This window comes from Amycolatopsis azurea DSM 43854 (assembly GCF_001995215.1).
Taxonomy (GTDB): domain Bacteria; phylum Actinomycetota; class Actinomycetes; order Mycobacteriales; family Pseudonocardiaceae; genus Amycolatopsis; species Amycolatopsis azurea.
Window position 1 is genome coordinate 100,760 of the sequence record NZ_MUXN01000006.1, and the last position, 12,792, is coordinate 113,551.

At 70.3% G+C, this 12,792-nt stretch carries 11 protein-coding genes; 5 read left to right on the forward strand and 6 right to left on the reverse strand.

Translation table 11 applies throughout. The features are described from left to right. The first annotated feature begins 64 nt into the window (after positions 1-64). The 3 genes from B0293_RS10070 to galE all read left to right on the forward strand — a co-directional run bounded on the left by B0293_RS10070 (position 65) and on the right by galE (position 3,039). Positions 65-784, forward strand: a complete 720-nt coding sequence (locus B0293_RS10070; protein WP_077241287.1) for a metal-dependent transcriptional regulator — start codon at positions 65-67, stop codon at positions 782-784. Beyond that, positions 781-1,962, forward strand: a complete 1,182-nt coding sequence (gene galK, locus B0293_RS10075; RefSeq protein WP_005164632.1) for a galactokinase — start codon at positions 781-783, stop codon at positions 1,960-1,962. The genes B0293_RS10070 and galK overlap by 4 nt, the downstream gene beginning before the upstream one ends. Positions 1,963-2,085: 123 nt before the next feature. Continuing rightward, positions 2,086-3,039 (forward strand): UDP-glucose 4-epimerase GalE, encoded by a 954-nt coding sequence (gene galE, locus B0293_RS10080; RefSeq protein ID WP_085939729.1) that lies wholly within the window; start codon positions 2,086-2,088, stop codon positions 3,037-3,039. On the opposite strand, the gene B0293_RS10085 is transcribed toward galE, so the two are convergent. The 3 genes from B0293_RS10085 to B0293_RS10095 form a co-directional block, all read right to left on the reverse strand. Beyond that, entirely contained in the window at positions 3,014-4,078 is a 1,065-nt protein-coding gene (locus B0293_RS10085) for a DUF4192 domain-containing protein (protein ID WP_005164637.1), read from the reverse strand. The two genes, galE and B0293_RS10085, sit on opposite strands and share 26 nt — an antisense overlap. 149 nt (positions 4,079-4,227) lie before the next feature. Next, positions 4,228-5,082, reverse strand: a complete 855-nt coding sequence (locus tag B0293_RS10090) for a M23 family metallopeptidase (RefSeq protein ID WP_005164639.1) — start codon at positions 5,080-5,082, stop codon at positions 4,228-4,230. A gap of 154 nt (positions 5,083-5,236) precedes the next feature. Then, positions 5,237-7,048 (reverse strand): Xaa-Pro dipeptidyl-peptidase, encoded by a 1,812-nt coding sequence (locus B0293_RS10095; RefSeq protein WP_005164641.1) that lies wholly within the window; start codon positions 7,046-7,048, stop codon positions 5,237-5,239. 82 nt (positions 7,049-7,130) lie between these two features. On the opposite strand from B0293_RS10095, the gene B0293_RS10100 reads away from it, so the two are divergent. Further along, positions 7,131-8,696: a DUF4139 domain-containing protein gene (locus B0293_RS10100; RefSeq protein ID WP_005164643.1), complete on the forward strand. Its 1,566-nt coding sequence runs from the start codon at positions 7,131-7,133 to the stop codon at positions 8,694-8,696. Positions 8,697-8,760: 64 nt separating this feature from the next. Here B0293_RS10100 and B0293_RS10105 read toward each other — a convergent pair whose 3' ends face one another. Genes B0293_RS10105 through B0293_RS10115 form a run of 3 tightly spaced genes read right to left on the reverse strand, consistent with a single transcriptional unit; the run spans position 8,761 to position 10,651 of the window. Next, positions 8,761-9,192 carry a CBS domain-containing protein gene (locus B0293_RS10105; RefSeq protein WP_005164644.1) on the reverse strand — a complete coding sequence of 144 codons (432 nt, stop codon included), beginning with the start codon at positions 9,190-9,192 and terminating at the stop codon, positions 8,761-8,763. Positions 9,193-9,239: 47 nt separating this feature from the next. Continuing rightward, positions 9,240-9,722 carry a hypothetical protein gene (locus B0293_RS10110; protein ID WP_005164646.1) on the reverse strand — a complete coding sequence of 161 codons (483 nt, stop codon included), beginning with the start codon at positions 9,720-9,722 and terminating at the stop codon, positions 9,240-9,242. Then, positions 9,719-10,651, reverse strand: coding sequence for a neutral zinc metallopeptidase (locus tag B0293_RS10115; protein WP_005164649.1), 933 nt, complete (start codon positions 10,649-10,651; stop codon positions 9,719-9,721). The genes B0293_RS10110 and B0293_RS10115 overlap by 4 nt, the downstream gene beginning before the upstream one ends. A 118-nt stretch (positions 10,652-10,769) precedes the next feature. Between B0293_RS10115 and B0293_RS10120 the strand changes: the two genes are divergently transcribed. Further along, on the forward strand, positions 10,770-12,776 hold the full coding sequence (locus B0293_RS10120) for a prolyl oligopeptidase family serine peptidase (RefSeq protein ID WP_039919276.1): 2,007 nt from the start codon (positions 10,770-10,772) through the stop codon (positions 12,774-12,776). Positions 12,777-12,792 lie beyond the last annotated feature (16 nt).

Genomic DNA, 12,792 nt, shown 5'->3' on the forward strand with positions numbered 1-12,792 from the left:
GACTTTTCCCGCCGCGGCGCTTGTTGTCCCCACGCCTGCGTCGCTGTCAGTGCCAGCGACTACGATGAGCAACGCGGACGAAGGGGACAGCGTGAACGATCTCATCGACACCACAGAGATGTACTTGCGTACGATCTACGAGCTCGAAGAAGAAGGTGTCGTCCCGCTGCGGGCCCGGATCGCGGAGCGGCTGCAGCAGAGCGGCCCGACCGTGAGCCAGACCGTCGCCAGGATGGAACGGGACGGGCTGGTCGTCGTCGCGGACGACAGGCACCTGCAGCTGACCGAGCACGGCCGTGAACTCGCCATCGCGGTCATGCGCAAACACCGCCTGGCGGAGCGCCTCCTGGTCGACGTCATCGGCCTGGAATGGGAACACGTCCACAACGAGGCCTGCCGCTGGGAACACGTGATGAGCGAGGCCGTCGAGCGCAAGCTGGTCAAGCTGCTCGACCACCCCACCACCTCGCCCTACGGCAACCCGATCCCGGGGCTGGACAAGCTCGGCGACGGCGATCCCGCCCCGCCGGCCGAGGCCGACCTCGTGCGGCTCGACGAATTCGCCCGGATGGGTGGCGGCGAGGTCGAAATCCGCCGCATCGCCGAGCACGTGCAGCTGGACGAGACGCTGATGACCGAGCTCAAGTCGGTCGGCATCGTGCCCGGCAGCCGGGTCAAGGTCGGCAAGGCGGCACCCGGCGGGACCATCGAGGTCACCGGTGGCAGCAACACCGCCCAGGTGGCCACCTCGGCCCTGCACGCCGTGCTGGCGCAAGCCAGGTGAGCGCCGCGTCCGACGCCGCGGCGACCTTCCGGACCCTCCACGGCCGGGCTCCGGCCGGGGTCTGGTCGGCGCCGGGCCGGGTGAACCTGATCGGCGAGCACACCGACTACAACGACGGTTTCGTGCTGCCGTTCGCCCTCCCGCACCGGCTCGCCGCCGCGGCGAGCCCGCGCGAGGACGGTGTGCTCACCGTGGCCACGCTCGGCTCGGACGGCCGGGTCCAGGAATCGGGCCCGCTCACCATCGGCGACCTGAAGCCCGGCTCGGTCGAGGGGTGGGCCGCGTACCCGGCGGGGGTCGCCTGGGTGCTGCGCGACCAGGGTCTCGGCTCCGGCGCGGACGTGGCGATCGCGGGGGACGTGCCCTCGGGGGCGGGACTGTCCTCCTCCCACGCGCTCGAATGCGCTGTCGCGCTCGCCCTCCTCGGGCTGGCGGGGATCACCCCGGGGACCGGCGCGGGGGCGCCGGGCCTGCACGAGGTGGCCCGCTGGGTGCAGCGTTCGGAGAACGACTTCGTCGGGGCGCCGACCGGCCTGCTCGACCAGACGGCGTCCTTGTGCTGCACGGAATCGAACGTGCTGTTCCTCGACGTCCGCTCCGGTGAGATGGAGCAGGTGCCGTTCCCGCTGGAGGAATCCGGCGTCCGGATCCTGATCATGGACACCCGCACGAAGCACTCGCACGCCGAGGGCGGCTACGGCGAACGCCGGCGGGGCTGTGAGCGCGCCGCGGAACTGCTCGGAGTGAAAGCGCTGAGGGACATCGGTGTCGACGGGCTCGACACCGCGCTCGCGAAGCTGCCGGACGAGCTGGTTCCGCTGGTGCGCCACGTGGTGACGGAGAACCAGCGGGTCCTCGACACCGTGGACCTGCTGCGCGCCGGCCGGATCACCGAGATCGGCCCGCAGCTGGACGCCTCGCACGTCAGCATGCGCGACGACTACCGGATCTCCACCCGTGAACTCGACCTCGCCGTCGATTCGGCCCGTGCGGCCGGGGCGCTCGGCGCGCGGATGACCGGCGGCGGCTTCGGCGGTTCGGCGATCGCGCTGGTCCGCGAGTCCGATGTGGACGCCGTGGGACGAGCGGTGAAGGCCGCGTACGAGGCGGCGGATCTGCGTCACCCCAGGCTGTTCACCGCGGTGCCGTCGCGCGGCGCCGGTCGCGACGAGCTGTAGGCACTGTCCTCGCGAGACCCCCGGGCGTGCCGTGTGCCCGGGGGCGAGGACACTGGGCCGCGACCGCATCCGCAGCAGAAAGGCGCGAACGTGACCGACGAACCGACCAAGGCCCTGAAACTGATGGTGACGGGCGGAGCCGGTTATGTGGGCAGCGTCTGCGCGGCCCGCCTCATCGAGGCCGGGCACGACGTCACCGTGGTCGACGACCTTTCCACCGGACACGCCGACGCGGTGCACCCGGACGCCACCTTCGTCGAGGGTGACGCCGCCGAGGTCGCTCAGCGCCTCCTCGGCGACGGTTTCGACGGCGTTCTCCACTTCGCCGCCAAGTCGCTGGTCGGCGAGTCGATGACGGATCCGGCGAAGTACTGGGAAGGCAACGTCCTGACCACACTTCGCCTGCTCGAAGCGATGCGCGACCACGGCACGAAGCGGCTGGTGTTCTCCTCCACCGCGGCCACCTACGGCGAGCCCGAGTCCTCCCCCATCCCGGAGACGGCGCCGACGCAGCCGACGAACACCTACGGCGCGACGAAGCTGGCCATCGACCACGCGATCACGTCGTTCTCGCGCGCCCACGGCATCGCCGCCGTCAGCCTGCGCTATTTCAACGTCGCCGGCGCCTACGGTTCCTTCGGCGAGCGGCACACCACCGAAACCCACCTGATTCCCCTCGTGCTCCAGGTCGCCACCGGGGACCGCGAGCGGATCCAGATCTTCGGTGACGACTACCCGACCGCGGACGGCACCGCCATCCGCGACTACATCCACGTGGTCGACCTCGCCGACGCGCACCTGCTGGCCCTGCGGCACGCGGTCGACGGCGAGCACCGCATCTACAACCTCGGCAGCGGCACCGGTTTCTCCGTGCTCGAGGTGATCGAGGCGTGCCGCCGCACCACCGGTCACGAGATCCCCGCCGCTGTCGCGCCACGGCGGGCGGGCGACCCGTCGGTGCTGGTGGCGTCCAGCGAAAAGGCGGGCGAGGAACTCGGCTGGAAGCCCGAGCGCACCGACCTCGACGGCATCGTGGCCGACGCGTGGGCGTTCACTCAGTCCCGCCAGGCGGTCTGAGACTGAGCGCGGGCGGCTCGTCCGCCCGCTGCCGCAGCACGATTTCGGCCACGTCGGCCGGGGCCAGCATCCCGTCCAGGGCGGCCGCCAGCAGCCTGGCCATCCGGTGTTCCGGATCGACTTCGCGGGCCCTGGCCAGCGCCATGTTGGCGATGGTCAGATCGCCGCGGACGTAGGCGGCGTGCGCCTTCAGGCACAGCGCTTCGGCGGATTCCGGTTCGGGCAGCTCACCGGCGAGACGGAGCCAGAGCGCCTCCGCGGCTCGCGCCAGAGGTGCGTCCGCGGGGGCGGCGGTGAGCAGGCAGGCGTCCCGGACCTCGACGAGGGAAAGTGCCCACGCCAGCCGGACGGCCTGCTCGTCGGTGATCGCCTCCTCGCCCCGCTCGACGCGGGCCAGCGCGGCGTTCACCTCGGCGAGCCCCGCTTCGACGAGGTCGTCGTTACCCCAGGGCGGGCCGCCCAGGTCGGCCAGGATGCTTGCCCGGCGCGCGAGGGTTTCCGGCGGACCGGCGGCGAAAAGGCGCTCCAGGTCCGCTCTGCTCTCGTAGGTGACGTGGCCTTCGCCGGCGGTGACGGCGGCGGCCACCGACTTGCGAGGGTCGGGCAAGACGCCGCCGCAGTCCTGGTCGCGGTAGCACCGCCACCGCGCGCCCTCGGTGATGGACGGCGTCCACAGCGAGTGCAGTAACGGGATGCCGTTCTCGGCGAGCGAGGACTCGAGGCGCCGGAGGAAACGTCGACGCGGTGGCCGCCCGGCCGGGTTCGGTGGACCGCCGCCGACGACGGCCACCGTGGCACCGGTGTGGTCGGTGACGGCGAGCCGGGCGGCGAGGTCGCGCGCCTGGTCTGTCTCCAGGCCGGGCGGTGGGAGGTCCACGCGCATGGTGAGGCCTTGCCGCTTGCGGTCCGGCCCCTTCTGCCCGAAGACGACGACGGAGTTCTCGGGATGGAACCCGAGGATGTACGGGATCGCGGCGAGCAGGTCCGCCGGATCCTTCAGATCGACCTTGGTCCTGCCGGTCGGGGTGGCTGTGGTCATGCCCCCACCCTGCGGCGGGAATGGGGCCGCTGGGTGGGGGCGGGACACATCTGTGGACAGCCGGGACCGTTGTGGACAACCGCCACCGGGACCGGCGCGGGGACGCCGGATCGTCGGTGGGGTGGTCTATCGTGCCCGGCCCCGCGGGATCAGTCGCAGTGTTCGAACGGGCTTTCGTAGGCGTTCGACCCGACCGAACCGCCCCACTTGACGCAGGTCGACGCGGCCGTCTTCTTCACCGGCCCGGCGTAGTAGGTGAAGCTGCCGGAATCGGTCGTGCGGGCCGAACCCTGGACTTCGAGGAAGGCCGACACCGGCGACGCCGTACCGAGCGAAACCGCCTTCAACGTGGTCACGCAGTTGGACTTGGCCGAAGCGTTGTAGAGCAGGTACGCGGTGCCGGAGCCGCCGGCGAGCGCCTGCGAGTCGACGACCGAGAACCCGCTGCCGCACACCTCGGTGGCCTCGTACGGGTTGCCGCCGCACGAGTTCTTGCTGGTGAAGTTGGTGTGGCCGTAGTAGGGCACCGCGACGCCGTTCAGCTTCGCCTTCTGTGCCACCCCGTTGAGCCGCTCTTCGAAGTGCAGGTGCGGACCGGTCACGCCGCCGGTCGCTCCTGCCGTGCCGAGCTGCTTGCCGAGGCTGACGGCCTGGCCGACCGACACCGACTGCGTCGAGAGGTGCGCGTACCGGGTGGTCCAGCCGCCGCCGTGGTCGACCTCGACCCAGCGTCCGTAGCTCGTGCTGCCTTCGTTGGCGACCCGGCTGACGGTGCCGCCTGCCGCGGCCACGACCGGCATCCCGGTGATCCCCGACTTCTGGAAGTCGACCGAGTTCGCCGGGCTGTGCCCGCTGAAGGTGGCGGCCGTGACCGTGACACCGCATTTGAACGGGACCTGGAAGTTCGGGGCGGCCGACGCCTGCGTCGTACCGGCGAGGGTCAGGCCGAGCGCGGGGACGACGGCCGCCGCGGCGAGCACTGCGAAGCGGCGCAACCTGGACATGGGAGACCTCCAACGGGTGGGGAAGCCGGACTCGGCGAAGCAAACCCGGCGGAAATACATTTTCCATACAAGCGCGAGGTCCGGTCGCAGTTTTCCCCAAAAACGCCGGATGCCGCGCCCCGGGGCGGGACGTGGCATCCGGAAACGGGCCTGATCAGCCGAAGGCGGCGCGCAGCGCGGGCTTGCCTCCCGCCACCGGCAGCACCAGCGAGGTCCGGTTCAGCTCGACCGAGACACCGGCTCCGGGCTTCGGCCGCAGCGTGTAGTCGTGGTCGCTGGAGGCCACCAGGAACTCGATCTTGTGCCCGGCCGCGAGCAGGTAGTCCTTCGCGACCAGTTCGACCTCGACCTTGTAGTTCTCACCAGGGGCGATCGGGTCGGTCTTGGCCGGGTCGCGCCGGTTCTGCGGGTCGGTCCAGCCGCGGGTGATCACCTTCGCCGTCCCGTTCGGGGCCCGGTCGATGAGTACCGCCGTCACGTTCGCGGCCGGCTTGTCGAAGGACAGCGAAAGGTCGGCCTTCACCGTGCCGGAGAGGCGGACGGGCTGGCTCGCCGCGGTGGTCGAGTACAGCAGGCGGTTGCCCGACGAGGCCGCGTTGGCGAGCTGTTCGACGGTCTTGCTCGCGTCATCGGCCAGCTTCTCGACGGTGGCCTTGCCCGGGACGGGGTTGCGGGTGTCGAGCTTGCCCTTCGAAGAGCCACCGGGCCACGGGTAGAGCTTCACGTCCTGGGCACCGGGAAGCGGCCACTCGGGCTCGTCCACCCACGACTTGTCCTCGCGCTGGATGGTGGCCTTCGGCTCGCGCTCGATGCCGTTGTCGATGCCGTAGAGGTAGTGCGACATCCACTTGTTCAGCGTGGCGAGCCAGACGTCGCGGCGAAGGCTCATCGGGTCGGCGTGCCCGGCCTGGTGCAGCCAGATCTTGTGCTCGACGCCGTGCGCCTTGAGCATTTCGTACCAGCGGGTGCCCTGGTCGGTCTTGACGTTCCAGTCGCCGAGGCCGTGCACCACGAGCACCGACGCGCGCACCTTGTTCACGTCGTTGCGGTAGTTCCGGACGTCCCAGAACCGGCTGTAGTCACCGGTCACCCGGTCCTGGTCGACGGCGATCTTGTCGATGAGAGGACGGCAGACGGCGCGATCCTGGCGCGTGTAGACGTAGTCCGCGAGCACGTCCGCGTCCTCGCCCTGGAAACCGCCCGCCGCGACGACGGCGCCGTCGTTGCGGTAGTAGTCGTACCAGCTGGAGATAGCCGCGATCGGGACGATCGTCTCCAGTCCCTTGACCCCGGTGCTGGCCACCGCGTTGGGCAGCGTGCCGTTGTAGGAGACGCCCATCATGCCGGTCTTGCCGGTGCTCCAGTCCGCGACCGCGGCCTTGCCCGCCGCGTCCCGCGCCGTCGCGCGGCCGTTCAGCCAGTCCACAATGGACTTGGCGCCGATGGTCTCGTTGACGTCGCCGGTGCTCGGGCAGCCGGTGGACTGGCCGCTGCCGAGCGACTCCCCGTACACCACCGCGAAGCCGCGGGCGACGAAGTAGTTCTGGTAGCTCCAGTTGATCGGAGCCGGGTTCGGGCCGACGGTCTTGGTCGCGATCTTCGGGCCCGCGGGGGCGCGCTTGGCGCCGGGCACGTACAGCTCCACGTCGACGTTGTGGTTCGCGACGTCGTTGCCGCCCGCGTAGTACGGGCTGGCCTGGTAGACGACCGGGACCTTCATGCCCTGCTGCGTCGCGCGGGGCCGCACGACCTCCGCGTGCACGAGGTCGTCCTTGCCGTCGTGGTCGCTGTCGACCGGCGCGGTGACCCAGACGTTCTCCCGGACGACGTCCGCCGGGTCGAACACCGGTTGTGCCTGACCGTCCTTGAAAACCGGCGTCGGTGGCGCGTCGGCTTGAGCGGGCAGTGCCGTCGCCGGAAGGACCAGGACGGCGGTGAACAGGGCGGCGAGCCTGGCGACTCTCACGTGACCCCCAAAGGCGGGCGGGCAAGACCCAGCTGAGGTTTCCGGCCCCCCGAACGGGTGTCAAGAGACTAACGTCGGAGGCATGCCGAGCACCGTGGAAGCACCGATCGTCGCCGTCACCGTCTACCCACACCATGCCCGGATCACGAGGCGGGCGTCGGCACGCCTCGACGGGGAAACACGCTTCGCCTTCGCGGGCCTGCCGTGGAACCTGGACACCGATTCGGTCCGCGTCACCGGTTCCGGCCCGGCGGTCATCGCCGGGGTCGACGTCGCCGTCGAGCGCCATCCCGCGCCCGCGGACGCTTCCCTGCGCGCGCTGACCGAACGACGGAAGACCGATCAGGCCGTGATCGACGAGGTCGCGGACGCCGTCTCCGCCGAAACGGCGAAGGTCGATCTGCTGACCGGGCTGGCGACGCGCAGCGGCAAGAGTTTCGCTAAGGCGCTCGCGGCGGGTACGGCGGAACCGCCTCGCGTTGCCGAAGTCACCGACGCGCTCGGCGTCCAACTGGCCGAGGCGCTGGGGAAACGCCGCGAACTCGGCATCCGCCTCGCCCGGCTCCGTGACGACCTCAAAGCGCTGGACCGGGACATCGAGGCGAAGCGAGGGCAGTCCGAAGTGGACAGCGCGACGGTCACGGTCGAGCTGGAAAGCCAGGAGGACGGCGCGGAGATCGGCCTCGAACTGTCCTATGTGGTCGCGAACGCCAGCTGGGAACCGGGTTACGACGTGCGCGTCCGCGGGGAAGACGTCGCGGTGACCTGGTACGGGCGGATCACGCAGCACACCGGCGAGGACTGGCCCGAATGCGAACTGGCCCTGTCCACCGCCCGGCCCGCGAACACCGTTGAGGTGCCGGAGCTCGAACCGTGGTTCCTCGACCGTGTCCGGGAATACAAGCCGCTGGCGGCGCGTGTCGCGTACGGCGGCGCGTCGCCCGCGGGTGGCGGCATGCCGGAAGCGGCGGGCATTCCGGCGCCCGCCGCGCCCGCGATGGCGATGCGGACCGCGTCCGTCGAGCAGGGCACCACCGCGGTCACCTACCGGCCGGGACGCCCGGTGGCGGTGCCCTCGGGCGCGCAGGGCCACCGCACCACGATCGCGCAGCTCGACCTGACGGCGAAACTGGGCTACATCACCGCTCCGGCGGTGTCACCGGAGGCGTTCCTGCAGGCGACCGTGGTCAACACCTCGGAGCACACGCTGCGGCCGGGCAAGGCGTCGGTGTTCCACGAGACGGAGTTCGTCGGCACCACGCGGCTCGACGTCTGGGCGCCGGGCGAGGAACTCGAACTCGCGCTCGGCGTGGACGACCGGATCCGCGTCGACCGCGAACTCACGCACCGCACGGCGAGCAAGGCGACGCTGTCCGGCGTCCGCAAGCGGGAGGCCGCCTACACCACCACGATCACCAACCACAGCCCGCGCGAAGCCGTCGTGACCGTGCTGGACCAGGCGCCGGTCTCCCGCGACGACGCGATAACGGTCCGGGACGTCCGCACCGTGCCGGATCCGGTGGAGCGGACCGAACTGGGCGAGTTCACCTGGCGGCTGACGCTCGCTCAGGGCGCGAAGGGCGTCGTGACGCTCGGGTACCGGGTGGACGTCGCGAAGGGTGTCGAGCTGTCGGGATGGCGCGAGTAGCAGACGCGAAAGGCCCCTTCCTCGCCGAGGTCGCGAGGAAGGGACCTTTGCTGCCGGACCGGGATCAGCCTTGCGAGATGTACGCCTCCAGCTGTTCCTGACTCTTCTCCAGCTGCTCCATCCGCGTCTTCACGACGTCGCCGATGCTCACGATCCCCGCGAGCCTGCCGTCGACCAGGACCGGGACGTGCCGGATCCGGCGTTCGGTCATCAGGACCGACAGCTGGTCGACCGAGTCCTCGGGGGTGCAGCTGGCGACCAGCTTCGTCATGATCGCGGCCACCGATCCGTCGAGCAGCTGGGGTCCGCGCTCGTTGAGCCGACGCACCACGTCCCGTTCGGAGACGATCCCGACGATCCCGCCCTCGTCGTCGACGACGACCAGCGCCCCGACGTTGTGCTCCGCGAGTCTCTCGAGCAGTTCGGTTACGTTCGTCTCCGGCGAGACGGTCGCGACGGCCGCCCCCTTGTTCCGCAACAGATCGGAAATCCGCATACGCGCTCCTCCCGGATGGGTGACCTGAGTCACTCCAGGTTATGGCCTCACCGGCCCGCGCGAAAGTCCGGAGAGTCCGATTCGAGCCCGAGGCGGGTGGCGAGCGCGCGATACGCCTCGAAGATCCCCTGGCCATACGGGTCGTCGCCGAGCGCGCCGAGGGTACCCCGCCCGAGCTCCCACTGGGCCTTCGCGGCCTCGTGATCACCGAGTTTGCGGTAGTCCTCGGCGAGGTTCAGGTGCAGCGAGGGGTAGAACCCGCGCACGGCCAGGGTCGCGTGGTACTCCTGGGCGCGTTCGTCGGTGAGTGAATCGGCCGCCGCGAGCGCGCGGAGATCCCAGGCGATCTCGTCGGCCGGGTCGTCGCAGACGTCGGCCATGTAGTGCGCGAGCGCGCACCGGTGCAGCGGGTCGCCGTCCTCGCCGATCCGCTCCCACAGTGCCGTGAACTTCTCTCGCGCGCCCGCCCGGTCGCCGGAGATGTGCTGCTGGAGGCCGGTGTTGATCTCGGCCATCACGTCGTCGGTCATTTGACGTCCGAAGCGGGCGCCGCCCAGGTGTTGCACGCCGACGTCGCCTTGCCGGAGAACCCGGCCTTCGCCCATTTCAGCTGGTTACGGCGGGTGCCGTGGGTGTCGCTGTCGTCGGCGCGGCCGTAGTCGGCGAGTGCCGCGTTGGCCAGCGACGTGCTGATCGAACCGCGCCCGGCGGCGGCCGCGATGGCGAGCGCGCCGAAGCAGTTCGCCTGCAGTTCGATGCGCCGGACGAGCTCCTTGTCGGCAGGCGAGTCCTCGTCCGGCGACGACATCTTCTCCGCGGCCGCCGACAGGATCCCGCTGGAGCGCTGGACGTGGTGCCCGTACTCGTGGGCCATCGTCGCGAGGTGACGGGACCGTTCGAGGCCAGCGTCGCTCAGCATCCACTGGGTCGGCGCGTAGATCGTGGTGTCCCCGCCGCAGTAGTAAGCGACGGCTTCGTTCTCGCTCGGTGCCTTCCCGCAGGCGCTGCTCTCGGGCAGCGTCACCTGCACGGTCGCCGTCAGGTTGGGCTCGTTCGCCTGGTCCAGGGCGGGTTTCCAGGCTTCGGCGAGACAGGAGGCGAAGGTCTTGTAGTACGTCTCCAGCTTCGCGGGGTCGCGGCTGATCGCCGGCAGGCGGCAGGTGACGGCGCCGAGCGCGACCCCTTCGGCCAGCAGCGGATTCGTCTCCAGCTCCCGCACCTCCTTGGGCGCGGGCCGCGCGGTCCCGGCCGGGGCCTTGGCCCCTTCCGAGGCGAACGCGCCGGACGCCGGCAGAGCCTGTCCGTCGATCTCCCGCGGTCCGCCCGCCATCGCCATCCCGGTGGTGGTCAAGGCGGCGACGATGAGCAGGCCGACCACCGCGGCACCGGTGTTGCGGGGGCTTTCGGGACGAGGTGGCGAAGGCGCGAACGACCTGGGTACCTCGTCGGTGCCGGTCATGATGTCCCCCAAACGTGCGAGCCAACAGCATACGGAGAAGGGCCGGGGCAGGCGAAGACACGCGGTGGAAACGGGCGCCTGGTGGCGCCGGAACGGAAGCCCCGGCAAGACTGTCGGCATGAGTGACGAGGACCCGTACCTGTGGTTGGAAGACGTGACCGGCGAGGAAGCGCTGGATTGGGTGCGAGCCCGCAACGCCGAGGCTCTGGCGGAACTGTCCACTGGTGACCGGTTCGCCGGGATCCGCGACGACGTCCGAGAGGTGCTCGACGCCGACGACCGGATCCCGTACGTCCGGCGCCGCGGCGAATACCTGTACAACTTCTGGCAGGACTCGGCCCATCCCCGCGGCCTGTGGCGCCGCACCACCCTCGATCAGTACCGGCTCGACGCCCCGGAGTGGGAGCTCCTGCTCGACGTCGACGCGCTGGCCGAGGCCGACGGCGAGAACTGGGTGTGGCAGGGCGCGGCCGTCCTCCGGCCGGGGTATCACCGCGCGCTGGTGGAGCTTTCGCGGGGCGGCGCCGACGCGACCGTGGTGCGCGAATTCGACCTCGACGAACGCCGTTTCGTCGAAGACGGGTTCTTCGTGCCCGAAGCCAAGACCCGGATCGGCTGGATCGACCGCGACCGCGTCTACATCGGCACCGATTTCGGCACCGGGACGCTGACGAGTTCGGGCTATCCGCGGCTGGCGAAGGAATGGCGGCGCGGCACGCCGCTCGAAGAGGCGACGGTGGTCTTCGAGGGCAAGCCGGACGACGTCTCGGTGTCCGCCCACCACGATCCGACCGAAGGCTGGGAGCGCGACTTCGTCTACCGGTCGATCGACTTCTACCGCACCGAGCGGTACCTCCGGACGGCCGACGGACTGGAGCGGATCCAGGTCCCCGAAGACGCGCAGACGTCCTCGCACCGTGAATGGCTGCTGATCCGGCTCCGTTCGGAATGGACGGTCGAAGGCACGACCTACCCCGCCGGCACCCTGCTCGCCTCCGGGTTCGACGCGTTCATGGCGGGCGAGCGCACCTTCACGACCGTCTTCACGCCGGACGCGCACACGTCGCTGGAGTACTGGGTGTGGACGCACAACCACCTGCTGCTCTCGACGCTGTCCGACGTCCGGACCGAACTGCGGGTGCTCACGCCGTCGGACGGCTGGACGTCCCGGCCGCTCGCCGGCGCCCCGGACCTGGGCACGGCGCAGATCACCGGCACCGACCCCGACGTCAGCGACGAGTACCTGCTCGACTCCAGCGGCTACACCCAGCCGTCCACCCTGAAGTACGGACATATCGGCGGCGACGTCGAGGTCCTCAAGCGCGCTCCGTCGTTCTTCGACAGCGAAGGCATGAAGGTCTCGCAGTACTTCGCGACGTCCGAAGACGGCACGAAGATCCCGTACTTCGTCGTACGTCCCTCCGGGGCCGAAGGCGGGCCGACGCTGCTGACCGGGTACGGCGGCTTCGAGGTCTCGCTGACCCCCAGTTACAGCGGCGTGATCGGCCGGGGCTGGCTCTCGCGCGGCGGCACCTACGTCGTCGCGAACATCCGCGGCGGCGGGGAATACGGGCCGGACTGGCACACTTCGGTGACCAAAGCGAAGCGGTACAAGGTCTACGAGGACTTTTCGGCGGTCGCCGCCGACCTCGTCGAACGCGGCATCAGCGAGCCGTCCCGCCTCGGCATCCAGGGCGGCAGCAACGGCGGGCTGCTGATGGGCGTCATGCTCACGCGCTACCCGCACCTGTTCGGCGCCATCGTGAGCCAGGTGCCGCTGCTGGACATGAAGCGGTACCACAAGCTCCTCGCGGGCGCGTCGTGGATGGCCGAGTACGGCGACCCCGACGACCCGGCGGAATGGGACTTCATCGGGAAGTACTCGCCGTATCAGAACGTCCGGAGCGGAGCCGGGTATCCGCCGGTCCTGTTCGTCACCTCGACCAGGGACGACCGGGTGCATCCCGCGCACGCGCGCAAGATGGTCGCGCGGATGCTGGAACAGGGACACGACGTGCGCTACCACGAGAACATCGAGGGCGGGCACGGCGCGGCGGCCGACAACGAGCAGCTGGCGTTCAAATGGGCGCTGATGCTGGAATTCCTGTGGGAGAAGCTCGCCTGACCGGTCGGGAAAGGGG

Coding starts and splice junctions, on each gene's coding strand:
- B0293_RS10120 (WP_039919276.1), top strand. CDS start 10,770: ATGAGTGACGAGGACCCGTACCTGTGGTTGGAAGACGTGACCGGCGAG.
- B0293_RS10090 (WP_005164639.1), bottom strand. CDS start 5,082: ATGTCCAGGTTGCGCCGCTTCGCAGTGCTCGCCGCGGCGGCCGTCGTC.
- galE (WP_085939729.1), top strand. CDS start 2,086: ATGGTGACGGGCGGAGCCGGTTATGTGGGCAGCGTCTGCGCGGCCCGC.
- B0293_RS10115 (WP_005164649.1), bottom strand. CDS start 10,651: ATGACCGGCACCGACGAGGTACCCAGGTCGTTCGCGCCTTCGCCACCT.
- B0293_RS10070 (WP_077241287.1), top strand. CDS start 65: ATGAGCAACGCGGACGAAGGGGACAGCGTGAACGATCTCATCGACACC.
- B0293_RS10085 (WP_005164637.1), bottom strand. CDS start 4,078: ATGACCACAGCCACCCCGACCGGCAGGACCAAGGTCGATCTGAAGGAT.
- B0293_RS10105 (WP_005164644.1), bottom strand. CDS start 9,192: ATGCGGATTTCCGATCTGTTGCGGAACAAGGGGGCGGCCGTCGCGACC.
- B0293_RS10110 (WP_005164646.1), bottom strand. CDS start 9,722: ATGACCGACGACGTGATGGCCGAGATCAACACCGGCCTCCAGCAGCAC.
- B0293_RS10100 (WP_005164643.1), top strand. CDS start 7,131: ATGCCGAGCACCGTGGAAGCACCGATCGTCGCCGTCACCGTCTACCCA.